Source organism: Ruegeria sp. AG6 (assembly GCF_056541565.1).
In genome coordinates, this window is record NZ_JBQFYQ010000001.1 from 1,330,481 (window position 1) to 1,353,943 (window position 23,463).

The window sequence follows — 23,463 nt, forward strand, 5'->3', positions numbered from 1 at the left end:
CACCATGCTTGCTATCACCCCGATCTATGCGGCCCTGATCGCTATTCTTTACGTGGCACTCAGCGTCAAAGTGATCCTTCAGCGCCGCAGCGACAAAATCTCAGTCGGGGATGGGGGCAGCAAATTGATGATCAAGGCGATACGGACACATTCCAATTGCGCCGAATACGCCCCTATCGCCCTTTTGCTGATCGCCATGGTGGAATTGCAGGGAGCGGGCGGATTGCTTTTGCATATACTGGGCTTGATGTTGCTGGCCGGGCGTCTGCTGCACGCGTACGGATTCGGGCGCACGCCCCAGATCGTCATCCTGCGGCAGGCTGGCATGAGCCTGACGTTCCTGGCCATTCTGGTTGCGGCCATCGCCAACCTGATTCTGGCAATGTAGCTCGGTTGGCGGGTGTTATCCGGTCAGATCCGTCGTCATCACAAGGGGCGCTTTCAACAAAACGGGCGTGATCCGGTTGTGTTCGTGATCGTCCGATTTCGGCATCGCGGTGACCAGCAAGATCATTGCGGCCAGCGCCATTATCTTCATGTCTGCAACAGAAATCATGAAAGCCCCTCTGCCTGTGTCCTTTTTTGATCCGTGTTCGAGATTGAACGGGCCGGATGCCAGGTTCCGTCGAAATATTTTTCCTCTTTTTTGTGTTTTTCCGCTTGCAGCCCCGCGTGGGAATTTATAAATCCCTCCTCACTCAACGGCGCGGGCGTAGCTCAGGGGTAGAGCATAACCTTGCCAAGGTTAGGGTCGGGCGTTCGAATCGCCTCGCCCGCTCCATTGAGAGGTCTTCGGACCACATATGTATCTGATGCGGGCGTAGCTCAGGGGTAGAGCATAACCTTGCCAAGGTTAGGGTCGGGCGTTCGAATCGCCTCGCCCGCTCCAGATACGAAATTCTCCAGACATGCTGGTTCTTCACATGACATTGCGTCATTCTGGTTGCATTGCCCAACGCAGGATTCACCCATGTCTGATTACGTCATCCGCCCTCTTACCGTTGACGAGGTGCAAAAGGCCGTCGATTGGGCCGGGCGCGAAGGGTGGAACCCGGGGTATCACGATGCTCGTTGCTTCCACGGCACGGATACCCGCGGGTTTCTCGGCGGGTTCCTGGATGGCGAGATGATCGCTTCCATCTCGGTCGTTCAGTATGATGACGCCTTTGCGTTCCTTGGGTTCTACATCGTCCGGCCCGAGTTTCGCGGATCGGGCCACGGGTTGAAAATCTGGCGGCACGCCTTGGAAAACTGCAATGCGGACAACATCGGTCTGGATGGGGTCGTCGAGCAGCAGGATAACTACCGCAAGTCCGGTTTTTCCTTTGCCTATAACAACTACCGCTTTGGCGGGACAAAACGCGGGATTCTGGCCGCGCTCGGGGCGCAACCAGCTGCGCGGGCTGAGGAGCTGAACAGCCTCTCGGACGATCTAGCCGCCTATGACCGGCAGATGTTCCCTGCCCCGCGCGACATCTTCCTTCGCGATTGGCTGAGCGCGCCCAGCCACGCCTCGCGCGTGATTGCCGAGAACGGGGTGATCCGGGGCTATGCGACCCTGCGGCCCTGTCAAAGCGGATACAAGATCGGGCCGTTGTTCGCGGACGACGCCGAGATTGCCCAAGCCCTGTTGGCCTCGGTATTGGAAGCCATCCCCGACGATCACGCCACGCATGACGTGTTCATCGACATGCCGCGGCCCAACGCCGCCGCCTTTGCGCTGGCGGATGCGCTGGGTCTTGAAAAGGTGTTTGAAACGGCCCGGATGTATTCCGGCCACGCGCCGGATATCGATCTGAGCCGTGTCTTTGGCGTCACCTCATTCGAACTGGGTTAAAAAGCCTTGAACGTCATTGTGGTCAGCGAGCGTTCGATATTGGGAATCACCAGCAGGTGTTCATTGATAAAATGACCCACATCCTCGGTTTCGGGGATATAGAGCTTGAGCAGCAGATCATATTCACCGCTGGTGGAATACAGTTCAGAATGGATTTCGCGCAGGGCGATTTCCTCGGCGACCTTGTAGGTGGTTCCGGGCTTGCAACGGATCTGGATGAAAACGCAGGTGGACATGGTTTGACCCTATCGGTTCGTATTGTTGACAAGCTGACACGGGGCCAAGCCGGGCGCAATCCCCTGCAACAGTTTGCAGCGTTCGCAACGCGCGGTCTGGAAAACCCCGACCTTCCCCGTCTATAAGCGCGCCTGTAGCAAAAGGAATTCGCCCATGCGCAGCGCAAAGATCAGCCGCCAGACTGCCGAAACCGAAATTTCGGTCGAGATCAATCTGGATGGCACCGGCATGTATGAAAATCAGACCGGAGTTGGATTTTTTGATCACATGCTGGATCAACTGGCGCGCCATTCGCTGATCGACATGACGATCCGCGCCAAGGGCGATTACCACATTGATGATCACCACACGGTCGAAGATACCGGCATCGCGCTGGGGCAGGCTTTGACGCAGGCCCTGGGCGACAAAAAGGGTATCCGGCGGTACGGAGAATGCCACCTACCGATGGATGACGCTCAGGTGCGCTGTGCGCTGGACCTGTCCGGCCGCCCCTATTTGATCTGGAATGTGGACCTGCCGACGCAGAAAATCGGTGCATTCGACACAGAACTTGTGCGCGAGTTCTTTCAGGCGCTCAGCACCCATGGCGGCATCACGCTGCATATCGACCAGTTGCACGGCTTCAACAGCCACCACATCGCCGAGGCCGCATTCAAGGCCGTCGCGCGCGCGCTGCGCGACGCCGTTGAAACCGATCCGCGCAAGGCAGATGCGATTCCGTCGACCAAAGGCGCGTTGTAAATGCTGACCGCCATTATCGACTACGAAAGCGGCAACCTGCACTCGGCGGAAAAAGCGTTTCAGCGCATGGCGCAAGAGGTCGGCGCCGGTGAGGTTGTCGTCACCTCGGACGCGGATGTTGTGGCACGCGCGGATCGCTTGGTTCTGCCGGGCGACGGGGCGTTTCCGGCATGCGCTGCCGAATTGCGTGGGCACAAGGGCATCTATGACGCGATGGTCGAGGCGGTCGAACAGAAAGGCCGCCCGTTTCTGGGCATCTGTGTGGGGATGCAGTTGATGGCAACCAAAGGCCATGAATACAGCGAAACGGATGGTCTGGACTGGATTGCCGGCGATGTCGTCAGGATCGAGCCGTCAGACACATCGCTGAAAGTTCCGCATATGGGCTGGAACGATCTTGTTCTGGACAGCGATCACCCGGTGTTCAACGGGGTGAAATCCGGCGATCACACCTATTTCGTCCACTCGTACCACTTCCGGGTGTCCGACCCGGCACAGAGATTGGCTTATGTGGACTACGGGCAGGAGGTCACGGCCGTCATTGGCCGCGACACGATGGTTGGAATGCAGTTTCACCCCGAGAAAAGCCAGGACGTTGGCCTGCGCATGCTGGGCAACTTCCTGACCTGGAAACCCTGAGGCTTACTGAACACGCGTCCAGGTTTGACCGCGGCAGATCAGACCGCCCGCCACACATCCCTTGACGGTCAGTTTGTTCTGGCCGTCCAGTGACATTTTTGAATTGTAGGTTTTGTTCCGGTCCGGTGCCCAGATCTTGCCGCTATCATAGCTTCCGCCGCCATCGGGCACCATGTCCCAAATGATCTGCTTGCCCAGGTTTTCATATTCCAGCTGCTCGTTGCCATCCGCATCAAAGGCGCTGTCGATGGTTCCGCAGATCGCACTGCCGCATCCGGAAATCGTCACGTGCAGATAGCCGCCGGTATCACCGGGTGCAGTCTTCCACAGACCGTCGACGGGATCCGCAGCCATCGCGCTGGTCGCAAGAAACATCAAACCCGCTGCAAACGTAAATTTCTTCATGATTGTCTCCCTGTTTTGATGGCAGTCTGACCCGGCAACCAGCTGCGGGCAAGAATGACCCAGCGTCGCGTTGCATCCCCTGCCCCGCCTGTGCGATATCCCGCGCGTGCAACACAGATATAGGGCCGCCCGACATGATCCTCTACCCCGCCATCGACCTCAAAGACGGCAATGCCGTGCGCCTGCTGCGTGGTGAAATGGACAAGGCCACCGTGTTCAACGAAGACCCCGCCGCGCAGGCCCGCGCCTTTGTCGAGGCCGGGTGCGAGTGGCTGCACCTGGTCGATCTGAACGGCGCTTTTGCTGGTGAGCCAGTCAACGCCGCCCCGGTCGAAGCGATTCTGAAAGCCTGCGACGTGCCCGCGCAATTGGGAGGCGGCATCCGCGACATGGCCACCATCGAGACCTGGATCGACAAAGGCCTGGCCCGCGTGATTCTGGGCACGGTCGCGGTCGAGAACCCCGATCTGGTGCGCGAAGCGGCCAAAGCCTTTCCCGGCAAGGTCGCCGTGGGCATCGACGCGCGCAACGGTCTGGTTGCCACCAAGGGTTGGGCCGAAGAAACCGACGTTCAGGTAACCGATCTGGCCCGCAGCTTCGAAGACGCGGGCGTCGCTGCGATCATATACACCGACATCAACCGGGACGGCGCGATGCAGGGCCCCAATGTCGAGGCCACCGCAGAGCTTGCCAAATCGGTCGATATTCCGGTCATCGCATCTGGCGGCGTGTCCTCGATCGCCGATCTGATCGCCCTGCGCGATTGTGGCGCAGCTTTGAACGGTGCCATTTCCGGCCGCGCGCTTTATGATGGAGCGATTGATCTGAAAGAGGCTCTGACCACGCTCAGAGGATAGCTTTATGTTTCATTCGCCGGTAAAGCGTTCCGAACTGTCCGCGCACAGCCTGCTGAACGAACGGTTCAAAACCGGCGACTTTCTGGACTGCTTCAGTGTTGAATCCAATCTTCCGCCGCGCCGGGCCGCGGAAATCATCACCGCGTTCCCCGGATGGGTGCTGGCATTGGTTCGGCTGCGCGGCCTGTTGGTGACACCCTTTGGCCTCAGCACGACCGGCCCGGATGCTGACGACAAGCTGGGGATCTTCCCGGTCGAACATGATGGCAGGACCGAGGTGATCGCAGGTTTCAACGATCGCCACCTGGATTTCCGGGTGTCCGTCCTGTCGGAAAACGGCCGCATCTCGCTGGCCACATGGGTCCGACGCCATAACCTTGGCGGGCGCCTGTACCTGGCTGCGATCCTGCCATTTCACATCCTGATCGCGCGAAACGCGCTTGCGCGTGTGAAAAGCGCAAGCACATGACCCAAAAGGTCTAACCCGCGGCCGCAGCGGTCAACTTGGCGAGCGCACCGCGCATCTTCTCGACTACAGGTGACTTTTCGACGTCATCCAGCTCGTCCATCGTTTCCTTGGGGTCTTCATAGGCCAACCAGACCTGACCGTTCCCATCCTCATACGCCTGCACCTTGAGCGGCAGGAACAATCCTGCACGCGGATCGATCTGCATGGCCGGCGTGCCCAGCGCAGGATTGCCGAAAATCAGCACTTGATTGGCCGGAATGGGCGTACCGACCTTTTCCGCCCCGGCCGCGTGGTCGATACGGGCGAAGACAGTGGCCCCTGCGTTGCCAACCGCTGCTTCCAGCGCATCCAGCGCCTCGGCTACGGATTTGTTCGTTTGAACTTTGATGATGTCGTCAGCCATGGCAGCCAAAGCCCCTCCGAGCGAAAAAATTGAAGCAAGTATCAAGCTACGCATGTCGGTATTCCTTCTGTAATATTCACTCCAATTCTCACAGGTTTTGGAAATCTGACAATCACAAGTCTGGCATCAGCAAAGCTTTGCCAGAATTGATGACGCCCATTTTATCCTGGCTTTGAAGAACAATCCGACCAGAAGCCAAACATTTCACTGGGTTGAGCCATAATTCGGGCGGAATCCCCGCTTCACTCCTTCGTCAAACACAACAACCCGGGTGGCAAACGTGAGTGTTTCCAACCTAGACGTTCCCAAAACGTCCAGATTCGGATCGGCAACCATTGCGATCTTCTGTGCGGCGATTTTCACGAGCGCCAGTCTTCTGTTCTTTGTCCAGCCGCTTTTTGCCAAACTGGTTCTTCCAAAAATCGGCGGCGCCCCGGCGGTCTGGACGACGGCTATGCTGTTTTTCCAAGTGGTGCTGATATTCGGGTATGTTTACGCGCACCTGTTGACCAAGTTTCTGCCCTTGCGCTGGCAGATCATCGCCCATTTTGCCTTTTGGGTGGCGGCGCTGACTTTCCTGCCGCTGTCCACAAGCGAAAGTTGGAGCTATGACGCCTCGACCTCGACCGCGCTACAAACGCTTGGCCTGTTCGCCGTAGGTGTGGGTGTACCTTTTGCGGTGTTGTCGGCAAATGCGCCCCTGTTGCAGGCCTGGTACGCCAGGTCGGGCGGGCCTTCGGCGGATGATCCGTATTTCCTCTACAGCGCCAGCAATGTCGGATCCTTGCTGGCGTTGTTGGCCTTCCCCCTGGTTGCGGATCCATTTTTTGGCGCAGCCGAGATCAGCCGTGCCTGGCTGGTCGGCTTCGTGCTGCTCGGCGCGCTTTTGCTTGGCAGTGGCATGATCGCCTTGCGGGGATCACGGCACACGAAGCCGTCGGTTCAAACGGCGCTCAAGGCCAGTTTCCCGACCCTGCGGCAGATCGCTGTCTGGGTGTTCGTCGCCTTCATCCCCTCTTCCTTGATGCTGTCCTTCACAACGCGGGTTAGCACGGATCTGGGTGCTCTCCCGTTGATCTGGGTTGTTCCGCTGGCGGTCTATATCCTGTCCTTCATCATCGCGTTTGCCAAATGGAAACACCTGACGCTTGACGCCTTGAACCTGCCCATGCTGGCGGCGCTGGCGGCGGGTGTCTTACTGGTGTCCAAGGTGGTCAGCGAGCATGACGCGCCGATGGTTATTCTGCTCTATGTCCCGGTGTTGTTCATCATCGCCCTTTTTGCGCACCGCCTGCTGTACGACATGCGCCCATCCGCCGAGCAATTGACCGTGTTCTACATCGCCCTTTCCATGGGCGGAGCAATTGGCGGGCTGTTCAACTCGATCGTTGCGCCAATTGCCTTCACACGTGAGTTGGAGGCGCCAATCACCATGATTCTGGCCGGAGGCTTGTTTCTTGTCCGCGCCCCGGGATTTGCCCTTCGCCATGTCATCATGGGCATCGCGGCAAGTGTTTTCATCCTCGTCATCGCAGGTGCGACACGCGGCGTCGCGGCGCTGAGCGCATATATCCCGCGAGCAGGCGCGCTGTTCGTGCTGATATTCGCAGTGCTGTACCTGTTCCGGGCGCAGGCCATGCGTATCCCTGTGGTTCTTACCGTCGTTCTGCTTCCCGCATTTGCGGTAAAAAACAATCCGGTGTTCGAAGATCGCAGCTTTTTCGGCGTGCATTCCGTGTATTCAAGCAAGGGCTACCGTCTTTACAAGAACGGCACCACGGTGCATGGCTGGCAACGCGAATCCGAATATGGCACTCGACCCACACCGCTGTCCTATTATCACCCCGAAGGACCGATGGCGCAGGTCATCACGTCGGACTTCGGCAAGCAATCCAACAGCATCGGAATTGTCGGTCTTGGAACAGGTGCACTGGCCTGCTATCGGCAGCCTGCTCAAAACTGGGACTTCTTCGAGATCGACGCGACCGTTGACCAGATCGCACGCGACCCTTCGCTGTTCACCTATCTGTCGGAATGCACGCCCGATTCCGAGACCCATCTGAGTGACGCCCGGATCGTTCTGAAGCAGAAGCCTTTTGCCTTCGATATCCTGGTTTTGGATGCGTACAGCTCGGACGCGATTCCGCTTCACCTGATCACACGCGAGGCGGTAGAGATGTACACCAGCCGCCTGGCCGATGATGGGGTTTTGGTGTTCCACATCACAAACCGGTTCTACGATCTGGTCCAGCCTTTGGCCCGAATTGCCGACAGCCTGAACCTGACCGCTGCGCATCAGCAGCTGGCCGTGGGTAAAGAGCAGGTTGAAACCGGAGCCGCCACCAGCAGCGTTGTGATCCTGAGCCCCGACAAATCCCGAATTGAGAGTTTTGCGCAGGATGGAAACTGGCAAATCGTCGAAACCGACGGAGCGCTGCCATGGACCGATGGTAAGGCAAACCTGCTTTCGGCACTGAAACTGCTGAAGAACCGGGATCACTAAGCCCCCCGCTCCGCCCATGGCCCGTGCTACCAGGGCCATGGGCGGCAAAACGTCTGTGGCATCGGCGGCGCTTTGTCGGTAAAGGTCCGGCAACGAAGGACGATCAGATGCTGAAGACCCGGATCATTCCCTGCCTTGATGTTGCCGATGGCCGCGTGGTCAAAGGCGTGAATTTCGTCGGTCTGCGCGATGCGGGCGATCCCGTGGAATCGGCCAAGGCGTATGACGCCGCAGGCGCGGACGAAATCTGTTTTCTTGATATCCACGCAACCCACGAAAACCGCGGCACCATGTTCGATGTGGTACAGCGCACCGCCGAGCAGTGCTTTGTACCTCTGACAGTCGGCGGCGGAGTTCGCACCAAGGATGATGTCCGCGCCCTGTTGCTGGCGGGGGCAGACAAGGTCAGCTTCAACTCGGCAGCCGTCGCCAATCCCGACGTGATCGCGGAATCAGCAGATCAATTCGGCAGCCAGTGCATCGTCTGCGCCATCGACGCCAAGACGGTCAGCCCCGGAAAGTGGGAGATTTTCACGCATGGCGGCCGCAAGCCAACGGGCATTGATGCGGTCGAGTTCGCAAAAACTGTTGTCGCCAAAGGCGCCGGGGAAATTCTGCTGACCTCGATGGACCGCGACGGCACCAAGGCTGGCTTCAACCTGCCCCTGACCCGCGCGATTTCCGATTCCGTGGATGTGCCCGTGATCGCAAGCGGCGGTGTCGGTAAACTGGACCATCTGGTCGAAGGCGTCACCCAAGGTGGCGCAAGTGCGGTGCTTGCAGCCTCGATCTTCCATTTCGGAGAATACACGATCCGCGAAGCCAAAGAGCATATGGCCGCCGCAGGCATTCCGATGAGGCTGACATGAGCATTCTGCACGACCTTGCTGCCACGATTAAGGCGCGTAAAGGGGCTGATCCCGATTCAAGCTGGACAGCCAAGCTGCTTGCAAAGGGTCCCGAGAAATGCGCCGAGAAATTTGGTGAAGAAGCCATCGAAGCCATCATCGAAGCCACAAAGGGCGATCAGGCCAAGCTGACCGCCGAAGCCGCAGACGTGCTGTATCACCTGCTGGTCATGCTGGCCGCCCGGGACGTGGCGCTGGAGGATGTTCTGGCCGAACTTGCGCGCCGTCAGGGCATCAGCGGCATTGCCGAAAAAGCCGCCCGCCCCAAAGGGTAACGGCCGGGTTCCGCGCCGCCGCAACGCCCGTTATACTCGGGCGTCAGAATGACAGGTCGAGGGCGCGACATGATCCGAATTTTGATGCTTGTGGCAACGCTTGCCATCGTTGCGGCATGTGCGGCGCCTCCCCCTTCGACCGGGGATGAGGTGCAACGCCTGACAGCCGAGATTCAGCGTCTTGGCCCGGATATCGATCCGGAAGAAGCCCGCCGGGCGGCGCAAGTCGCCTATTCCTATACCGCGCAGCTGGTGGACGAATACCAGATCACCGACCCGCCGCTGATCCACAATGCGAAGGTCAACAAGGGATTGCGCCCGCGTGGTCTGTGCTGGCATTGGGCCGAGGATATCGAGCGTCGTCTGAAACAGGAAAACTTCCAGACGCTGGAATTGCACCGCGCCATCGCCAACGCCGACAATCCGTTGAGGATCGACCACAGCACCGCGATTATCAGTCGCAAGGGTGAATCGCTGTATGAGGGCGTCGTGCTGGATCCGTGGCGCTATGGCGGGGTTTTGTTCTGGTCACCTCTGGTCGAGGATACCCGATATGATTGGGTCCCTCGGGACGTGGTGCTGGAAAAACGACGACAGGAACAGGTTGCCCGCCTGAAACCCTATCAGCCAGCAACGCCCTAAAGCTTGGACGAGATGATCCCGGTGGAAAACCCACCCATGCGCAGCTCGCCAAACAGGCGCTGATACTCGATCTTCGGACAGCGGTTCATCACGACGTCCACACCGCGGGCCTCGGCCTTGGCTGCCGCTTCAGGGTGTTCAACCCCGATCTGCATCCAGATCGTTCCGAGGGACGGGAACCCCTCCAACGCTTCGTCCACAATGGGCGGCACGGATTCGGACCGTCGGAAGATGTCTACCATGTCCACGGGTTCGGATATCTCCGAAAGGCTGCCGCGTACCGTCTGGCCAAACAAGTCGTTCCCGGCATGGCCCGGATTGACCGGGATCACGTTGAACCCTTTCAACGACAGGTAGCGGGCGACGTAGTAGCTGGGCCGCACCGGGTTCATGGACACCCCGACAACGGCAACGGACTTGGTGCGTTGCAGAATGGTTCTCAGGTGCTGATCGGAATAGTCTGGCATGCCCTATCCTTAGCAGGGTTCCAAAAAGAAAAAAGCGCCCAAGAAACCTTGGGCGCCAGTTGTTGGAACGAGGGACAGTGAAATGACCCGCGGCAGTTCCATTCCGCGGTCACTGTGACATTTAGGCATATATTTGTTAAAAAAAAGAGGGGCGGCGCATTTTTGTGATGACTCATCACAATTAGCTGATTCCCGCTCATTCGTGATAGAGGATTGCCGGCCAGTTTTCTTCAGCCAACTCAATGTATTCTGCCTGATCCTGCTTCCAGATTTCTTCGATCTCGATCGAGTGTGTCAGGTACAGACGACCATCCACGACTTTCCAGGCCTTGGGGTCCGAGCTCTTCAGAACGCCCATCGCCATTGCATATGAACAATACCCGCCGAACTGCGGCGCGAAAGCACGGGGATTGCTTTCGAACAGCTCGCGGTTCTCCTGCGAGGTGAAATGCCACCGCGCCCCTTTCCACATCACGGAATTCTCGGGCATGCCCATGATCGGCGTAGAACCGTCGAAATAGGACACGGCGTCATACCCGGCCAACGCCACCCCTTCGGTGGCGTAGTAAACGGGCCTTTCCTGCGCATACGTGGCAGGCGCCAGAAAAAAAGCGCACAGCGCGCCAAGTGTGGAACGTCGGGTCAGCATTGCCATGTCAGAATCAGAAATCACTGGGGTATCAAGATGCAATTTTTTGCTGCATGCGGAACCCCTGTTGACGTGGATGTGAACGATCTTCACCCAAAAACGTTCAATCGAAAATGTCTTCGATCACATCCCAGGCTTCATCGAACACGCGCGAGAACATGCTCTTTTTCTTCTTTTTTCGCTTGGCCTTCCGCGGAGGGGCATGAGAAACCTCAGATCGCACTGTTTTGGCAGGCGCGGCCTTCCGCTTGGGCAGCATCTTCAGATCGTGCAAAGGTGCGCCACAACTGGAACAGCTCAGCTCGTGCCGTTCTTTGCCCCTCAGGACCAGCACAGCCCGGGTCCCGCAATAGCAGCAGGTCGCAATTTTGGATGGACCGGAAATAGCGCTCTCCTTTTTTTGTCAGGGCCGGGATGCATATAAGGCGATTGCCGCCGCATTTGAGACATTCAGCGATCCGAATCCCCCGGCTGCGTCAATTTTCACCAATTGATCCACGGTTTCCTTCGTCTTTTGGCGCAATCCCGGGCCTTCCGCCCCCAGAACAAGTGCGACGGGGCGGTCCCGACCGTCGCTCAGCGCGCCTTCGATCGTTACCTCTGCTTCACCATCCAACCCAAGGACCAGAAATCCCATATTCTGTAGTTCAACAATTGTGTCGGCCAAGTTGCGCATCCGCAGATAGGGTTGACGCTCCAGCGCGCCGCTGGCGGTTTTTGCCAGGGCCCCGGTCTCGGGCGCGGAATGGTGGCGGGTGCCTATGACGGCACTGGCACCCAGAACTTCGGCCGAGCGCAGAATCGCCCCGACATTGTGCGGGTCCGTAACGCGGTCCAGAAGGATAACGCGTGGATTTTCCCGACCGATGCAATTTTCGGCCAGTCCGCCCCAATCCAACGGCTTTACCTCCAACGCGGCACCCTGGTGCACCGAGCCTGCATCGATGGGCGCCGAGAACTTGCGCGGATCGGCCATCTCGGGCTCGATACCAGAGAATTCAATCGCTTCCGCCAGTTTGTCCCGCGCATTGCGCGTTACGATCAGGCGCAATTTCTGCCGATTGGGGTTCATCAAAGCGTCGCGAACTGCATGCAGACCGAACAGCCAAACGGTTTCAGCAGCCGCGGCCTTGCGCGCCTGCTCCTTTTCAACGACCCATTTGGGTTTCTTCATTTTTCAGGCCTCCGGGCCGGGAATTCGGTTTCCTGCGCCAAAGCGAAATTTTCCTGTTGACGCTCCTTTGGTGCGCTAGTAATCACGCCTCCACGTCAGGTGCAACGCCTGACAGTGGGCGACAGGCCGCAAGGTGTGGCAGGGGACTGTAACTCCCTCGCGGAGACGCACGCCTGGTTCGATTCCAGGGTCGCCCACCATCTTTCCCGTAGAATTCAAAGATGGCTAGAACGCATCGCCCGCGCGAGCTTATGTGCATGCTTATGCGCAATGATGGCTGCAAAGACTCGTAAAAGTTGCGAAACAGGGCACCGCCCGCTAGTCTGTTCACGTATTTGCGAGGGATTTGTTATGAGATTGATACTGGCGGCTATTGCCGTGTGTGTCGCAGGCGCGGCGAATGCGCTGACGATTACGTTTGATAATAATTTTCCAAATGATCCCCAAAGCGGCCTGACAACATATCAGGGAACCAGCCAAGGTTTCACCTTTGACTATGGTGCGGTCTACAATTTTGGAAATCAGATTAATTTCCATGATGACAACGGTGTGCTGTCAACCGTCGTGCAGGCCGTAAACGGGACGAAATTCACTGTGCAGTCCGTCGATCTTTGGGGGTTGTCACGTGTGTTCAAGACTGGATCCGGCCCTGCACCCGCACTTGGAACGCAGGCCTACAACCAGTGGCTCAAGGCGGGTACTGCAACAGTTCCAACCCTGACATTTTCGGGGCTTCTGAACGGTGCCACAGTTGCGACGCAGACGTTCGGACCTTCGGCTTTGAACACTTTTAGTTTTTCAAGTGGGTTCACGGCCATTGATCAACTTTTGATCACGCTGAACGTCCCCAACGCAGTCAAATTCCCCTTTGGCCTTGGGTCAAACACCGTTTGGTGCGACCAATGGTGTGGCGAATTCAACGTGGATAACCTGCAGGTTGCACCGGTCCCCCTGCCCGCAAGCGGGCTGCTTTTGATCGGGGCCGTTCTGGGCCTGTTCGGGTACCGCAGGCTTAAGACAACCTAGTTGCACCCAACATCAAAAAAACGGCGCTGATTGTTGGTCAGCGCCGTTTTTTGTTTCTTAACCAAGGGTTTGGAAGGTTCTATTCTGCCGCCGGGCGCAGTTCCGAGACCTTGTTGAACCACGCCTCGATTGCATCCAGATCCGCCGGCAGGGCTTGCGCTGCGCCATCCGCGAAAGTCTGGAATTTCTCTTCGTTCAAACCGTTCACGCCGACCAGAACCGGGATATCCATCGCCAGGGCTTCGCCGATCACGGGGCGGAATCCACGCCCATCGGATTCATGCTTGCCGAATTTGTTGATGATCAGCAATTGGGGCGCGCCCTCCAGCGAGGCAGTCACATATCCCACCGCCTGTTCCAGCGCTGCCGGGTCCAGACGGCAGCCGCGCGACTGGGTGCCCAGCGACTGCGAAATGCGGATGGTTTCACCATCGGGAAGCACGCGCAAGTCCATATCGCATTTGCTGCTGTCGGCGCATTCCGTGTTTGTTTGCACGACACCGGCCAGTTTTGCTCCGGAGGCCAGCAGGCGGTCCGCAACGGCGCTCAGCAGGCGGTCCGTCGCGCCGCGATCGGTGGTGGTGACATAGGCCAGATGCATCTTGGACCTCTTGTAATTCGTTTGTGACGTTTCAAATAGCACGCATGACACCGCCCGGCCACTCCCTCGTTCACGGAAGCGGGGACAGGCCAATCACAGGGGCGTGCAGGTGAAGCAGAACCGCATAGGCGGCAAGTGCGGCCAGCCACACCCCGGGACGCGGCCAGGGACGCGGTGCGCGCAGTGAGAACCGCGCCGTGTTGCGGGACAAGCGGACCCATTCAAAGCCCATTTCCCGCGACTTGCGCCGGTCGACAAGGGCCATGCCCATGGCTGCGAAACCGGCAAACAGGCCGAACAGAATCACATGTGACAGGCTGCCATTGGCAAGAAGATGTGCCACCGCCCACAGCATCAGCGCGGCAAGGATCGGGTGTCGGGTGGTGCGCAGGATACCGGGCTGTTCTGGGTCAAAGGGCCGATTGCCCAGCCCTCCGAATGAGAACGGGTTCTGAATGATCAGCCCCGCAACAGCCAGCCAGCAGACCACCGGCATGATCAGAACCGGCGCCCAGCGCAAAACCGCAAATGGCGGAATGACCTCGACATAAGGAGCGTTGGCAGCGGCGATGATCAACCACGCCAGGACGGCCAGCGACAGAACCGAATAGGCCGTGAAATACCCCCGGCGTCCGAGTGTATCGATCAGCCGTCCGCGTATGGCGGGTCGCACCGGAATCGCGTGGCTGAGAAGGAATGTGACGAGCGCTGCAAGGAATAGGACCCAACCGGTCATGGTGATCTCCGCGTTATTGGGATCGGTCTAGATCAGGACGACACTGGTATCCTTGTCCAAAATCAAGTTCGGCGCAGGGGCGGTGCATCGCCCCTGCCCTGTTTACAATCCAAGCGCCGCGCGGCGTTCTTCGGCAAACCCCTGCACTATGCGGTCGGCAATCAGCGCCAGAATCGCCATCGCGGCCCCGGCCGAAATGCCAAGCCCCACATCTGCCTGACCCAGCGCCAGATAGATCGACTGCCCCAGACCCGTGGTGCCAATGAGGGCGGCGATCACCAGCATCGCAAAGGCATAGAGGATGGTCTGGTTCAACCCCAGCAGGATCGTGGGCGCGGCATAGGGCGCGCGCACGTCGCGCATGATCTGCCACTCGGTCGCACCGCTTGAGATCGCGGCCTCCATCATCTCGTCCGGCGTGTTGACCAACCCGTGCCGCGTGTAGCGGATCATGGGCACGATCGCATAGGCGCAGATTGCCAGAAAGGCCGAGAACTCGCCGATCTGGAACACCATGAGAACCGGGATCAGGAACACGAACAGAGGGATTGTCTGCAACATGTCGCAGATCGGACGGACCACTTTCCACACCGGTTCCCAGACCGCGCTGGCAAGGCCGATCAGGCCGCCGACCACGGCACAGGAAAACACCGCCGCACCGCTGAGGTAAAGCGACAAGAGCGCTCTCTCCCACAGGCCCGAAACGAGGATGGTGCAAAGCAGCCCCACGCACAGCGCCGCCAGACGCCAGCCCCCCGCGACCCAGCCCAGAGCAGCGGCGCCGGTCAGGACAAAGGGCCACGGCAGGTTGGCAATGCCGGTTTCCAGCATTCCAATCAGGATCATGACGATCAGACCACCCGTCAGCCGCCCACGCCATGCCATCAACAGCGCGATCCCGGCACCTGCGGCAAACAGGCCAAAGCTCATGCCCGGCGTCCACTGGAAGCCCCAGGTGAAGGGCAGCACCGCCTGATCCAGACCGATCCGCAAAGGCAGCAGCACATAGAAAAGTGAGTTGTTCTTGAGCGCATCCAACCACGGGCCATTGGCCTGAGTGAACGCGGTCAGGCCGCTGTCCACGGCCTCGGCCATCGGATCCAGCAAGGTCAGTTCGGATGGGTTCGGCAACCACGCCCAGAAGGCGGCGGTGAAGACCACGGCGAAACCCAACATCGCCCAGACAACCCGACTGTCATAACGTTTGCGCTCGGTCGCCAAGGTGCCGCTCATGCGATCTATGACGACGGCAAAGACCACGATGACCAGACCCGCCATCAGAGACTCCCCGAACTGCGCCTTGCGCATGGTCAGCAGAACCTCCCAGCCGATATCGTTGAACCCACCGATGACGGCGGCAATGATGACCATGGACAAGGCCGCCATCAGACACTGGTTCACACCGACCATGATCTGCGTCGTGGCGGCGGGAATTTCGACCTGAAACAGTTGCTGAAAACGCGTGCCACCGGACATGATGGCGGCCTCTTTGATCTCGGGCTCCACCCGTTCCAGCCCCAGCATCACGTTGCGCGCCATGGGCGGCGCAGCATAGATGGCCGAGGCGATCAGACCGACAACCGGGCCAAAGCCAAAGAGCAGCAACAGTGGTGTCAGATATGCGAAGGTCGGCACCGTCTGCATGACATCCAGAACCGCCTGAACGAAGGATTTCACCCGCGGTACCTCGTTGGCGAGGATGCCGATGCCACCACCCAGTATCAACGCCACCGGAACGGATACTGCGACCAAGGCCAGAGTGTTCATGCTTTCAGCCCAGTAACCCGACGCCAGAACAAAGCTGAGGCCCAGAAAGCCCAGCGCGGCCATGGGCAAACCGCCCAGATACCAGCCCAGCGCGGTCACGATCCCGATCAGAATGGGCCATGGTGTGTTACCAAGAACGAAATTCGCCCAGTTCATCGGATAGGTCATCAAATCCGAGAACAACCGCATCGCCGGTTTGATCAGGTTCAGAAACCAGTCCAGAAACGTGCCCACCCATTGGGTTGCAGGCAGTTCCCACGCGGCGGGCCATTTGACCAGCCATGGGGCGATGCCCTCGAGTGCAAGGCAAACCGCACCGACGACAACCGTGATCAGGGCGGCCCTGGCGCCTGCCGTCAGCCGCGCGCCGTGCTGCGTCGGAAACTCAGCTACGGCGGTCATGTTTCGTCCACCTGAAGCGCGGCAGCCAGATCGGAAGGGTGCACCGTGCCAACGACATTGCCATCGGCATCCCGCACCGGCACGGGTTCATAAAGTTCCATGCAATGGGCCAGGGCCGCGTCCAGTGTCATCGATGTGGTCAGGCCGGGATCGTCCGGGCCGCACTCTGCCTCGTTTCGCATGACCGAGGCGACCTTGGCATGCTGCCCCTTGGCGACGTCCTTCGAGAATTCGCGCACATAGTCATCGACGGGTCGCAGGACGATATCCGTGGGCGTGCCGATCTGCACGATCTTGCCGTCCCGCATGATGGCAATACGGTCAGCCAGCTTAAGCGCTTCCTGAATATCGTGGGTGATGAAGACGATCGACTTCTTCAACGTCGCTTGAATGCGCAGGAATTCATCCTGCAACTGGCGACGGATCAGTGGATCAAGCGCCGAGAACGGTTCGTCCAGAAACCAGATGTCAGGGTTTACGGCAAGACTGCGGGCGATACCCACCCGCTGCCGCTGCCCGCCGGAAAGTTGTCGCGGGAAGCTGTCTTCGCGCCCTTCCAGACCGACCAGCGAAATCACTTCCTGCGCGCGGTCCAGCCGTTCCTTTTTGCCCACGCCCTGAACGCGCAGAGGATATGCGACGTTTTCAGCAACGGTCATGTGGGGGAACAGGCCGAAATGCTGGAACACCATGCCCAGTTTTTTCCGGCGCAGCTCGGTCAGGGCCTTTTTTGAGGCGCCGATGACATTTTCGCCGTCCACCCGAATCTCACCGCCTGTGCCGGGCAGCAGCTGCGAAATGCAGCGGATCAGCGTGGATTTGCCCGAGCCCGACAGGCCCATAATGACGAAAAGTTCACCTTCCTGAACTTCGAAATTGGCATCCTGAACGGCGGGGATCAGCCCCTGTTCGCGAAGGGCGACGGCAGCCTTGTCGGCGTCATTCCCTGACCGAGACAGCGCGTCGGTCAGGGCTTTGTCAGCGCCCGGGCCAAACACCTGCCAGAGATTCCGGCAGGCGATGGCTGGCACAGTCGTGTCAGTCACCTAAGTGGCTCACTTGGTCGCCGCGTCGACAACAGGACGCCATTTGTCTTCGTTCTCGGCCATCCATGCGGCGACAACTTCTTCGACCTGACCGCCGTCGACATCGATCGCGCCCATCATCGGCTGCTGGTCTTCGACCGCCAGTTGATAGTTGGACAGGATCTCATAGGCGGCCGGCCACTTTTCTTCCAGGCCGCTCCAGCCGGCTTTGAAGATGCGCGATGGCGAAAAGTCGCAATCGTTTACCGCGTTCGGGTTCGGACCCCACGCCGGATCGTTAAAACATGCCTCTTCACCTGCGGGCAGTTCAACGAACTGCACGTCATAGGCAGACATCGCCCAGTGCGGCTGCCAGAATGTGATCAGCAGCGGCGATTTACGCTCGGTCGATGCGCGAAGTTCAGCGATCAGGGCACCTTCGGAACCGGCGGGGACAGCCTTGAACGGCAGCTCAAGGCCAGTCATGCGATCCGCACCAGGCGTGCCCCAGTCGGCCGGATAGTCGACCAGACGGCCACCGGGCAGAGTTTCCGCCGTGGCGAACACCTGCGCGCAGTCTTTCAGCGCTTCCCACGCAGGCAAGCCGGGGCACAGATCAGCGACATGCGCCGGGTATGCGATACCTTCCTTGGCATCCAGGCCAAGATCGCCGATTTCGACAACCGTGCCTTCCTCGATCTTCTTGGCATATTCATCCGAAACATTGGACGACCAGATTTCAAGCGTCGCGTCGATGTCTCCATCGGCCAGCGCCTGGAACTGGTTCATCATGCCGGCGGTCACATATTCCACGTTATAACCGGCGGCCTTGAGCATCTCACCCGCCACATGCGTGGTTACGTGCTGACCGGTCCATTCGTTGATCGCCAGTTTGATCGGCTCGTCCACGGCCCCCATATCCGCCGCATGCGCCGCACCGGCAACGGTCAGGGCCATAAGGCTTACACTCAGTTTTTTCATGGATTTTCTCCCTGTCTTATTTGTTTTGCCCACCCCGGCAGGGGTTTCCCGCCGGTGTCTTTGTCTGATGACAATACCATGCCGCAACATGCACAAATTTGGTCGGAAAAGGAAAGTGATCAGTTTGTAACAGCGCGGCTTTCTTGCCGCTGAAGCGTTGATTTTTTCCCGCAGGCGCCGCAAGGACCCCCGCCCAACCTGCCATTATCCCCCGCCCCGGGGCACGGAATGTTGACTGACGAGTCAATCACAAACCGTTTTAAACCCGTTTGTCGAGGATTTCTTTGACAGTTCAGTGTTTTTCTTGTTCGGGCCGAGTTTCATTTCCGGTCGGGTGGCTTTCGAACACCGAAAATTCCCATTGCAAAAGGAAGGCAAAACAAAACACTCTTCCTAAGACAGCTTTGAGGTTGGGTTCATGCGTTCATTTGACGAGATCTTTGATATTGCCGCCTCTCGCCACGGTGGGATCGAAGCCTTTGAAGCACAGCTGAACAAGCCCAAAAGCCACGAAGAACTGGCGGCGATGCCCGACGACCGGTGGCTATCGATCATCACGAAATGCGTCTTTCAGGCCGGTTTCAACTGGAAGGTCATCGAAAACAAATGGGATGGATTCGAGGCCGCCTTTGACAGCTTCGATGTGGGCCGGTGTGCGTTCATGGATGATGAAAAGTTCGATTCCCTGCTGCAAGACACACGCATTGTCCGCAATGGAACCAAGATCGCAGCAGTGCGGGACAACGCGGCGTTCCTTTTGGAACTGCGCAACGAAGGCGGCGCGGGCCAGGTTCTGGGGGGCTGGCCCTCTGATGACTATGTCAACCTTCTTGCCATGCTGTCCAAACGCGGGTCTCGTCTTGGCGGGGCTTCGGCGCAATATGCGATGCGTTTTGCGGGCCGCGACAGTTTCATCCTGTCGCGAGACGTCACCGCCCGTCTGATCGCCGAGGGCGTGATCGACAAACCCGCTACGTCGAAAAAAGCCATGGCGGCGGTACAACGGGCCTTCAATTCCTGGATGGATCAATCCGGGCGGTCTTTGACGGAAATCAGCCGGGTTCTGGCCATGAGCCTGTGAAAACCGTTTGCGGATCGCAGGCAGAGGACTAGGATTCACCTCATGGTTCTGCGCGTATTCCTGTGTGCTCTTTTATTGCTGTCCTCTTGCGGCCGTCCGTTGACAAAGCAAGAGCGCGACTTTGCGGATGCCATTCAGGGCGAGACCCTGAATCTTGACAGCGTGCGATTGGTCCAAGGCGCGCCGGTTACCAATGTGACGTATTTCCGCGAAGAGCGGCCACGTCTGGCCTGCCGCGAGCGCATCCTTCCTCCGGTAGAACCCGGGCCGGTGACCGGCAGGCCCGCAGCCGTGGCCCTGTTCAACAAGGTCTATTTTGCGCGCGACTGGTATCTGGAAGACTACATGTCCGATTTTCCGGATCAGATGAACCTGGTGGCCGCGATGCTGCTGGCCCATGAACTGACGCATGTCTGGCAGTGGCAGAATCGCCGGACCACCGGTTACCACCCGTTGCGAGCAGCGGCGGAACATGGTGGGCGCAGCGACCCGTATCTTTTTGACCTCGAAACCTCGCCGGACTTCCTGTCCTACGGGTTTGAACAGCAGGGCGCCATCGTTGAGGAATACGTTTGCTGCCGTGCGCTGGACCCTCAGGCCACCCGAACCAAACGGCTGCACAGGATGCTGAGTGCGCATTTTGATCTGTCCCCGCTTCCGCAAAAAGGGCGTGAGCGCGCGATCTTGCTTCCCTGGAGCGAGGCCGAGATCGACGGGATTTGCAGCGGAACCTAATTCTTCTGAAGTGTTTCCAGATAGGCCACCAGATCCACGATGGGCTGGCTCGTCAGAATTGGCTGACCCTGCGGCGTTTTCATGGATGTGTCCTGCCCGTCAAAATAAGGACCATAAACCGGCATAGGGCTACCATGGCTGACCAGCGGATCCCGACCATCAATGCGGGCGACAACGCCCGCAGTCGGGAACACGCCCTCTTCGTTGGACAAAGCGGTCAGATCACTTGGTTGAACCACCAGCACGGCTGCCATCGGACCCTGACCCATCGCATCGATTCCGTGGCAGGTCGCGCAATGGTGCACATAGAGTTCCTCTCCGGTCTTCGCGTCCTGAGCCCAGGCGGCCTGCGAGGCAGCAGCCGAAACCCCAAGAACCATCACACTGATTGTTGCCTTGAACATCGTATCCTCCTGCCTGGATTGGCATTTGCAGGGTTGCCCGATGACCGTCTTGGCGCAATGATCCAGATCAACGAATAAGGTACAGAGGTTTCGGGTAATGACACAATACGCCGCCATCATGCTGGCCGCCGGATTTGGAATTCCGATCCTGGCCGCGCTCAACGCGGCGCTGGGAAAAGTCATCGGGTCGCCAACTGCGGCAGCTGTTGTGCTGTTTGCCATTGCCTTCGCCGCCTCCGCCTTGGTCATGGCGCTGTTTCCCGGATTTGCGGCCTTGTCCAAGATTGCCAATGCGCCGAAACACCTGTTGCTTGCAGGTGTCCTGATTGCTTTCTATGTCCTGTCGATCACCCATGTCGCACCACATTTCGGGGTGGGCAATGCAGTGTTCTTTGTGCTGCTCGGGCAATTGATCAGCGCTGCGGCCATCGACCATTTCGGCCTGTTCGGCGCACAGGTCGAACCGCTTACGCTTATGCGGATGGGCGGGATCGCCGTCATGGCCATTGGCGTTGCGATCACTCAACTGGCCTGAGCACTCCGCCCTCAAGCCGGACCATCCGGTCCATGCGCGCCGCTAGGTCAAGATTGTGCGTTGCTATCAACGCCGACAACCCTTCGTCCCGCACCAGCTTCATCAGTGTATCAAAGACCTGATCCGAGGTTTCGGGGTCCAGATTGCCCGTCGGTTCATCCGCCAACAAAACACGGGGCGCATTCGCCAAGGCCCGGCAAAACGCCACCCGCTGCTGTTCCCCACCAGAGAGTGCGGCGGGGCGATGGCTGGCGCGTGCGGCCACGCCGACACGGTCCAGCAGATCCAGCGCTCGGGCCTGTGCGGCCTTGTCCGGTACACCATTGGCCAGTTGCGGCAGGGTGATGTTTTCTAAGGCCGTGAATTCCGGCAGCAAGTGGTGGAATTGATACACGAACCCGATATCCTGCCGACGCAGTGCGGTTCTGGTCCGGTCGCCCTTGCCCGATACGTTCTGCCCGCCGATTTCAACGGTTCCTTCGTCGGGCATGTCCAGCAGACCAGCAATATGCAGAAGCGTTGATTTACCTGCCCCAGAGGGCGCAACCATCGCTACGGCCTCACCCGCGCGCAGATCCAGATCAACTCCGCGCAGAACCTGCACCTCGCCCGGTTTGCCTTTCAGATAGGTCTTGGTCAGACCTTTCAGACGCAATGTGACATCATTCATAGCGCAACGCCTCGACCGGGTTCAGCCGCGCCGCTCGACGGGCAGGGAAATAGGTGACGACAAAGGACAGGCCAAGCGACAGGCCGATCGCCTTGAGCACGTCGCTCAGATGCAGCTCGGCGGGCAAGGCATAGATGCCCCGGATCGACGGATCCCAGACGCCGCCGCCCATCACGTAATTCACGAAGGAAAAGATCGGATCGATATAGATCGCAAAAAGGCATCCCAGGATGACCCCCATTGCCGTTCCGATCAGGCCGGTAAAAGCGCCGCAGATGAAAAAAACACGCAGAACCGACCCTTCGCTCAGGCCAATGGTACGCAGGATGCCGATGTCGCGCCCCTTGTTCTTGACCAGCATGATCAGGCCCGAAACGATATTCATCGCGGCGATCAGAACGAGGATTGAAAGGATGATGAACATCACGTTGTCTTCAACTTCCAGCGCCCGCAGAAAGCCTCCGGATGCATCCTGCCAGGTCCAGATCTGGCTGCGCTCGCCCGATGCTTCGAGAATAGAAATCAGGATCGGGCCCAGGTCTTCGGGGTTGTCCACCATCACTTCGATTTCATCGGCCACACCTTCGCGATTGAAAAAGCCCTGCGCCTGCGAAAACGGCATGTAGACGCGGGTGCGGTCGATGTCATAGCGCCCGGCCGAGAACACATAGACAACGCGATAGGCATTCACGCGGGGCGACGTACCAAAGGCGGTTTTGACGCCGTTGGGCGACGTCAACTTGACGACATCCCCGACCGTTGCCCCGATGCTGCGCGCCACGCCTGAACCAATTGCGATGACATCCTCACCCGCCTGGAATTCAGACAAGTCCCCCACAGCCTGCTCTGCCTGGGCAATTCCGGGCAGATCACGCAGATCGTCGGGTCGGATTCCAAACACCTCGACCCCGCTGCTGCGGTCGCGGTTGGTGATCAGTACCTGCCCCTTCACCAAGGGAGCCGCGCGTTGAACACCGGGCACTTGCGCGACCCGGGCCGCGCGTTCCTCAAAGTCGGCGATTGTGCGATCCACCCGCCCCTGCGCATCAATCTCGCCTGACGAATAGACCGTCACATGCGCGTTGGCGCCCAGAATGGTGCCAACAAATTCCGAACGGAAGCCGGACCGGACCGCCAATGTCGCGATCAGGGCAAACACTGCCAATGTGATCCCGATCAGAGAAATCCAGGTCATCACACTGACGCCGCCCTCGGCCCTGCGGGCCCGCAGATAACGCCATGCGATTTTCCATTCAAAAGGGGCAAAGGGCGGGGGTGTCTTGGCCATGCCTGC

Annotated in this window: 30 protein-coding genes and 3 tRNA genes; 17 read left to right on the plus strand and 16 right to left on the minus strand. The window is 58.9% G+C overall.

Translation table 11 applies throughout. The annotated features are described in order from the left end of the window. Nucleotides 1-4 precede the first annotated feature (4 nt). Nucleotides 5-388 (plus strand): MAPEG family protein, encoded by a 384-nt coding sequence (locus ACR0I0_RS06620; RefSeq protein WP_480490650.1) that lies wholly within the window; start codon nt 5-7, stop codon nt 386-388. A gap of 15 nt (nt 389-403) precedes the next feature. On the opposite strand, the gene ACR0I0_RS06625 is transcribed toward ACR0I0_RS06620, so the two are convergent. Further along, a complete protein-coding gene (locus tag ACR0I0_RS06625) occupies nt 404-556 on the minus strand; it encodes a hypothetical protein (protein WP_171167198.1) in 153 nt (50 codons plus the stop codon). Nucleotides 557-706: 150 nt separating this feature from the next. On the opposite strand from ACR0I0_RS06625, the gene ACR0I0_RS06630 reads away from it, so the two are divergent. The 3 genes from ACR0I0_RS06630 (at nt 707) to ACR0I0_RS06640 (ending at nt 1,837) form a co-directional block, all read left to right on the plus strand. Continuing rightward, nucleotides 707-781, plus strand: a tRNA-Gly gene (locus tag ACR0I0_RS06630). Between the two features lie 33 nt (nt 782-814). Beyond that, nucleotides 815-889: transfer RNA gene (locus ACR0I0_RS06635), tRNA-Gly, on the plus strand. An 81-nt stretch (nt 890-970) separates the two neighbouring features. After that, the gene (locus ACR0I0_RS06640; protein WP_480490652.1) at nt 971-1,837 is read left to right on the plus strand and encodes a GNAT family N-acetyltransferase; all 867 of its coding nucleotides are present in this window, start codon (nt 971-973) and stop codon (nt 1,835-1,837) included. Here ACR0I0_RS06640 and ACR0I0_RS06645 read toward each other — a convergent pair. Then, the gene (locus tag ACR0I0_RS06645; RefSeq protein WP_050602861.1) at nt 1,834-2,073 is read right to left on the minus strand and encodes an Lrp/AsnC family transcriptional regulator; all 240 of its coding nucleotides are present in this window, start codon (nt 2,071-2,073) and stop codon (nt 1,834-1,836) included. The two genes, ACR0I0_RS06640 and ACR0I0_RS06645, sit on opposite strands and share 4 nt — an antisense overlap. Nucleotides 2,074-2,227: 154 nt before the next feature. Here ACR0I0_RS06645 and hisB point away from each other — a divergent pair, with 154 nt between their 5' ends. Next, nucleotides 2,228-2,815, plus strand: a complete 588-nt coding sequence (gene hisB / locus ACR0I0_RS06650) for an imidazoleglycerol-phosphate dehydratase HisB (RefSeq protein ID WP_210092640.1) — start codon at nt 2,228-2,230, stop codon at nt 2,813-2,815. Then, nucleotides 2,816-3,454, plus strand: a complete 639-nt coding sequence (gene hisH / locus ACR0I0_RS06655; protein ID WP_170343693.1) for an imidazole glycerol phosphate synthase subunit HisH — start codon at nt 2,816-2,818, stop codon at nt 3,452-3,454. Nucleotides 3,455-3,457: 3 nt separating this feature from the next. Here the strand turns inward: hisH and ACR0I0_RS06660 are convergent, their stop codons facing one another. Beyond that, nucleotides 3,458-3,859 carry a DUF2147 domain-containing protein gene (locus ACR0I0_RS06660; RefSeq protein ID WP_171722904.1) on the minus strand — a complete coding sequence of 134 codons (402 nt, stop codon included), beginning with the start codon at nt 3,857-3,859 and terminating at the stop codon, nt 3,458-3,460. 134 nt (nt 3,860-3,993) lie between these two features. Here ACR0I0_RS06660 and hisA point away from each other — a divergent pair, with 134 nt between their 5' ends. Continuing rightward, on the plus strand, nt 3,994-4,716 hold the full coding sequence (hisA, locus tag ACR0I0_RS06665; RefSeq protein ID WP_152458684.1) for a 1-(5-phosphoribosyl)-5-[(5-phosphoribosylamino)methylideneamino]imidazole-4-carboxamide isomerase: 723 nt from the start codon (nt 3,994-3,996) through the stop codon (nt 4,714-4,716). A 4-nt stretch (nt 4,717-4,720) separates the two neighbouring features. Beyond that, nucleotides 4,721-5,185 (plus strand): DUF2867 domain-containing protein, encoded by a 465-nt coding sequence (locus ACR0I0_RS06670; protein WP_171630957.1) that lies wholly within the window; start codon nt 4,721-4,723, stop codon nt 5,183-5,185. A gap of 10 nt (nt 5,186-5,195) precedes the next feature. Here the strand turns inward: ACR0I0_RS06670 and ACR0I0_RS06675 are convergent, their stop codons facing one another. Further along, nucleotides 5,196-5,588 carry a DUF302 domain-containing protein gene (locus tag ACR0I0_RS06675; RefSeq protein WP_171633762.1) on the minus strand — a complete coding sequence of 131 codons (393 nt, stop codon included), beginning with the start codon at nt 5,586-5,588 and terminating at the stop codon, nt 5,196-5,198. A 280-nt stretch (nt 5,589-5,868) separates the two neighbouring features. On the opposite strand from ACR0I0_RS06675, the gene ACR0I0_RS06680 reads away from it, so the two are divergent. The 4 genes from ACR0I0_RS06680 to ACR0I0_RS06695 all read left to right on the plus strand — a co-directional run bounded on the left by ACR0I0_RS06680 (nt 5,869) and on the right by ACR0I0_RS06695 (nt 9,916). After that, on the plus strand, nt 5,869-8,091 hold the full coding sequence (locus ACR0I0_RS06680; RefSeq protein ID WP_480490655.1) for a fused MFS/spermidine synthase: 2,223 nt from the start codon (nt 5,869-5,871) through the stop codon (nt 8,089-8,091). 107 nt (nt 8,092-8,198) lie between these two features. After that, a complete protein-coding gene (gene hisF, locus ACR0I0_RS06685) occupies nt 8,199-8,960 on the plus strand; it encodes an imidazole glycerol phosphate synthase subunit HisF (protein ID WP_171630953.1) in 762 nt (253 codons plus the stop codon). After that, the gene (locus ACR0I0_RS06690; RefSeq protein WP_171630951.1) at nt 8,957-9,274 is read left to right on the plus strand and encodes a phosphoribosyl-ATP diphosphatase; all 318 of its coding nucleotides are present in this window, start codon (nt 8,957-8,959) and stop codon (nt 9,272-9,274) included. Before hisF ends, ACR0I0_RS06690 begins: the two co-directional genes overlap by 4 nt. 69 nt (nt 9,275-9,343) lie before the next feature. After that, nucleotides 9,344-9,916, plus strand: a complete 573-nt coding sequence (locus ACR0I0_RS06695) for a hypothetical protein (RefSeq protein ID WP_171114881.1) — start codon at nt 9,344-9,346, stop codon at nt 9,914-9,916. Here ACR0I0_RS06695 and ACR0I0_RS06700 read toward each other — a convergent pair. From ACR0I0_RS06700 to rlmB, 4 genes are all read right to left on the minus strand, one after another. After that, entirely contained in the window at nt 9,913-10,383 is a 471-nt protein-coding gene (locus tag ACR0I0_RS06700) for a CoA-binding protein (RefSeq protein ID WP_171630948.1), read from the minus strand. The genes ACR0I0_RS06695 and ACR0I0_RS06700 overlap by 4 nt on opposite strands. 196 nt (nt 10,384-10,579) lie before the next feature. Then, the gene (locus ACR0I0_RS06705; RefSeq protein WP_171630946.1) at nt 10,580-11,038 is read right to left on the minus strand and encodes a YHS domain-containing (seleno)protein; all 459 of its coding nucleotides are present in this window, start codon (nt 11,036-11,038) and stop codon (nt 10,580-10,582) included. Nucleotides 11,039-11,135: 97 nt separating this feature from the next. Continuing rightward, complete coding sequence (locus ACR0I0_RS06710; RefSeq protein WP_480490770.1) at nt 11,136-11,417, minus strand: hypothetical protein; 282 nt, start codon at nt 11,415-11,417, stop codon at nt 11,136-11,138. Nucleotides 11,418-11,435: 18 nt separating this feature from the next. After that, entirely contained in the window at nt 11,436-12,206 is a 771-nt protein-coding gene (rlmB, locus tag ACR0I0_RS06715; protein WP_171630944.1) for a 23S rRNA (guanosine(2251)-2'-O)-methyltransferase RlmB, read from the minus strand. 116 nt (nt 12,207-12,322) lie between these two features. Here rlmB and ACR0I0_RS06720 point away from each other — a divergent pair. Continuing rightward, nucleotides 12,323-12,406: transfer RNA gene (locus ACR0I0_RS06720), tRNA-Tyr, on the plus strand. A 151-nt stretch (nt 12,407-12,557) separates the two neighbouring features. Beyond that, nucleotides 12,558-13,232: a VPLPA-CTERM sorting domain-containing protein gene (locus tag ACR0I0_RS06725; RefSeq protein WP_171722898.1), complete on the plus strand. Its 675-nt coding sequence runs from the start codon at nt 12,558-12,560 to the stop codon at nt 13,230-13,232. 79 nt (nt 13,233-13,311) lie between these two features. Here ACR0I0_RS06725 and ACR0I0_RS06730 read toward each other — a convergent pair whose 3' ends face one another. The 5 genes from ACR0I0_RS06730 to ACR0I0_RS06750 form a co-directional block, all read right to left on the minus strand. Continuing rightward, on the minus strand, nt 13,312-13,833 hold the full coding sequence (locus ACR0I0_RS06730; RefSeq protein ID WP_171630940.1) for a DUF2478 domain-containing protein: 522 nt from the start codon (nt 13,831-13,833) through the stop codon (nt 13,312-13,314). A 70-nt stretch (nt 13,834-13,903) separates the two neighbouring features. Further along, the gene (locus ACR0I0_RS06735) at nt 13,904-14,569 is read right to left on the minus strand and encodes an NnrU family protein (RefSeq protein WP_171722897.1); all 666 of its coding nucleotides are present in this window, start codon (nt 14,567-14,569) and stop codon (nt 13,904-13,906) included. 102 nt (nt 14,570-14,671) lie between these two features. Then, nucleotides 14,672-16,738 carry an ABC transporter permease gene (locus tag ACR0I0_RS06740; protein WP_480490658.1) on the minus strand — a complete coding sequence of 689 codons (2,067 nt, stop codon included), beginning with the start codon at nt 16,736-16,738 and terminating at the stop codon, nt 14,672-14,674. Beyond that, nucleotides 16,735-17,784: a quaternary amine ABC transporter ATP-binding protein gene (locus tag ACR0I0_RS06745; protein WP_171630931.1), complete on the minus strand. Its 1,050-nt coding sequence runs from the start codon at nt 17,782-17,784 to the stop codon at nt 16,735-16,737. The genes ACR0I0_RS06740 and ACR0I0_RS06745 overlap by 4 nt, the downstream gene beginning before the upstream one ends. 9 nt (nt 17,785-17,793) lie before the next feature. Continuing rightward, a complete protein-coding gene (locus ACR0I0_RS06750) occupies nt 17,794-18,744 on the minus strand; it encodes an ABC transporter substrate-binding protein (protein ID WP_171630927.1) in 951 nt (316 codons plus the stop codon). Between the two features lie 418 nt (nt 18,745-19,162). On the opposite strand from ACR0I0_RS06750, the gene ACR0I0_RS06755 reads away from it, so the two are divergent. Both ACR0I0_RS06755 and ACR0I0_RS06760 read left to right on the plus strand, forming a co-directional pair. After that, nucleotides 19,163-19,825 carry a DNA-3-methyladenine glycosylase I gene (locus tag ACR0I0_RS06755; protein ID WP_480490660.1) on the plus strand — a complete coding sequence of 221 codons (663 nt, stop codon included), beginning with the start codon at nt 19,163-19,165 and terminating at the stop codon, nt 19,823-19,825. 42 nt (nt 19,826-19,867) lie between these two features. Then, the gene (locus ACR0I0_RS06760) at nt 19,868-20,560 is read left to right on the plus strand and encodes a hypothetical protein (protein ID WP_480485311.1); all 693 of its coding nucleotides are present in this window, start codon (nt 19,868-19,870) and stop codon (nt 20,558-20,560) included. On the opposite strand, the gene ACR0I0_RS06765 is transcribed toward ACR0I0_RS06760, so the two are convergent. Further along, nucleotides 20,557-20,964 carry a c-type cytochrome gene (locus tag ACR0I0_RS06765; protein WP_209832486.1) on the minus strand — a complete coding sequence of 136 codons (408 nt, stop codon included), beginning with the start codon at nt 20,962-20,964 and terminating at the stop codon, nt 20,557-20,559. The genes ACR0I0_RS06760 and ACR0I0_RS06765 overlap by 4 nt on opposite strands. Nucleotides 20,965-21,061: 97 nt before the next feature. On the opposite strand from ACR0I0_RS06765, the gene ACR0I0_RS06770 reads away from it, so the two are divergent. Beyond that, the gene (locus ACR0I0_RS06770; RefSeq protein ID WP_171114855.1) at nt 21,062-21,499 is read left to right on the plus strand and encodes a DMT family transporter; all 438 of its coding nucleotides are present in this window, start codon (nt 21,062-21,064) and stop codon (nt 21,497-21,499) included. Here ACR0I0_RS06770 and ACR0I0_RS06775 read toward each other — a convergent pair. Together ACR0I0_RS06775 and ACR0I0_RS06780 are read right to left on the minus strand one after the other, a co-directional pair. Then, nucleotides 21,483-22,169 carry an ABC transporter ATP-binding protein gene (locus tag ACR0I0_RS06775; RefSeq protein WP_171630915.1) on the minus strand — a complete coding sequence of 229 codons (687 nt, stop codon included), beginning with the start codon at nt 22,167-22,169 and terminating at the stop codon, nt 21,483-21,485. The genes ACR0I0_RS06770 and ACR0I0_RS06775 overlap by 17 nt on opposite strands. Continuing rightward, nucleotides 22,162-23,457 (minus strand): lipoprotein-releasing ABC transporter permease subunit, encoded by a 1,296-nt coding sequence (locus tag ACR0I0_RS06780; RefSeq protein WP_171722891.1) that lies wholly within the window; start codon nt 23,455-23,457, stop codon nt 22,162-22,164. The genes ACR0I0_RS06775 and ACR0I0_RS06780 overlap by 8 nt, the downstream gene beginning before the upstream one ends. Nucleotides 23,458-23,463: the final 6 nt, after the last annotated feature.

Bases quoted from the DNA above. Each gene is read 5' to 3' on its own strand.
- ACR0I0_RS06735 (WP_171722897.1), bottom strand. From the start codon at position 14,569: ATGACCGGTTGGGTCCTATTCCTTGCAGCGCTCGTCACATTCCTTCTC.
- ACR0I0_RS06640 (WP_480490652.1), top strand. From the start codon at position 971: ATGTCTGATTACGTCATCCGCCCTCTTACCGTTGACGAGGTGCAAAAG.
- ACR0I0_RS06750 (WP_171630927.1), bottom strand. From the start codon at position 18,744: ATGAAAAAACTGAGTGTAAGCCTTATGGCCCTGACCGTTGCCGGTGCG.
- ACR0I0_RS06770 (WP_171114855.1), top strand. From the start codon at position 21,062: ATGACACAATACGCCGCCATCATGCTGGCCGCCGGATTTGGAATTCCG.
- hisH (WP_170343693.1), top strand. From the start codon at position 2,816: ATGCTGACCGCCATTATCGACTACGAAAGCGGCAACCTGCACTCGGCG.
- ACR0I0_RS06620 (WP_480490650.1), top strand. From the start codon at position 5: ATGCTTGCTATCACCCCGATCTATGCGGCCCTGATCGCTATTCTTTAC.
- ACR0I0_RS06700 (WP_171630948.1), bottom strand. From the start codon at position 10,383: ATGCCAGACTATTCCGATCAGCACCTGAGAACCATTCTGCAACGCACC.
- ACR0I0_RS06740 (WP_480490658.1), bottom strand. From the start codon at position 16,738: ATGACCGCCGTAGCTGAGTTTCCGACGCAGCACGGCGCGCGGCTGACG.
- ACR0I0_RS06675 (WP_171633762.1), bottom strand. From the start codon at position 5,588: ATGGCTGACGACATCATCAAAGTTCAAACGAACAAATCCGTAGCCGAG.
- ACR0I0_RS06760 (WP_480485311.1), top strand. From the start codon at position 19,868: ATGGTTCTGCGCGTATTCCTGTGTGCTCTTTTATTGCTGTCCTCTTGC.
- ACR0I0_RS06705 (WP_171630946.1), bottom strand. From the start codon at position 11,038: ATGGCAATGCTGACCCGACGTTCCACACTTGGCGCGCTGTGCGCTTTT.
- ACR0I0_RS06775 (WP_171630915.1), bottom strand. From the start codon at position 22,169: ATGAATGATGTCACATTGCGTCTGAAAGGTCTGACCAAGACCTATCTG.
- ACR0I0_RS06690 (WP_171630951.1), top strand. From the start codon at position 8,957: ATGAGCATTCTGCACGACCTTGCTGCCACGATTAAGGCGCGTAAAGGG.
- ACR0I0_RS06765 (WP_209832486.1), bottom strand. From the start codon at position 20,964: ATGTTCAAGGCAACAATCAGTGTGATGGTTCTTGGGGTTTCGGCTGCT.
- ACR0I0_RS06695 (WP_171114881.1), top strand. From the start codon at position 9,344: ATGATCCGAATTTTGATGCTTGTGGCAACGCTTGCCATCGTTGCGGCA.
- hisA (WP_152458684.1), top strand. From the start codon at position 3,994: ATGATCCTCTACCCCGCCATCGACCTCAAAGACGGCAATGCCGTGCGC.
- ACR0I0_RS06670 (WP_171630957.1), top strand. From the start codon at position 4,721: ATGTTTCATTCGCCGGTAAAGCGTTCCGAACTGTCCGCGCACAGCCTG.
- ACR0I0_RS06780 (WP_171722891.1), bottom strand. From the start codon at position 23,457: ATGGCCAAGACACCCCCGCCCTTTGCCCCTTTTGAATGGAAAATCGCA.
- ACR0I0_RS06625 (WP_171167198.1), bottom strand. From the start codon at position 556: ATGATTTCTGTTGCAGACATGAAGATAATGGCGCTGGCCGCAATGATC.
- ACR0I0_RS06730 (WP_171630940.1), bottom strand. From the start codon at position 13,833: ATGCATCTGGCCTATGTCACCACCACCGATCGCGGCGCGACGGACCGC.
- rlmB (WP_171630944.1), bottom strand. From the start codon at position 12,206: ATGAAGAAACCCAAATGGGTCGTTGAAAAGGAGCAGGCGCGCAAGGCC.
- ACR0I0_RS06755 (WP_480490660.1), top strand. From the start codon at position 19,163: ATGCGTTCATTTGACGAGATCTTTGATATTGCCGCCTCTCGCCACGGT.
- hisB (WP_210092640.1), top strand. From the start codon at position 2,228: ATGCGCAGCGCAAAGATCAGCCGCCAGACTGCCGAAACCGAAATTTCG.
- ACR0I0_RS06725 (WP_171722898.1), top strand. From the start codon at position 12,558: ATGAGATTGATACTGGCGGCTATTGCCGTGTGTGTCGCAGGCGCGGCG.
- ACR0I0_RS06660 (WP_171722904.1), bottom strand. From the start codon at position 3,859: ATGAAGAAATTTACGTTTGCAGCGGGTTTGATGTTTCTTGCGACCAGC.
- hisF (WP_171630953.1), top strand. From the start codon at position 8,199: ATGCTGAAGACCCGGATCATTCCCTGCCTTGATGTTGCCGATGGCCGC.
- ACR0I0_RS06645 (WP_050602861.1), bottom strand. From the start codon at position 2,073: ATGTCCACCTGCGTTTTCATCCAGATCCGTTGCAAGCCCGGAACCACC.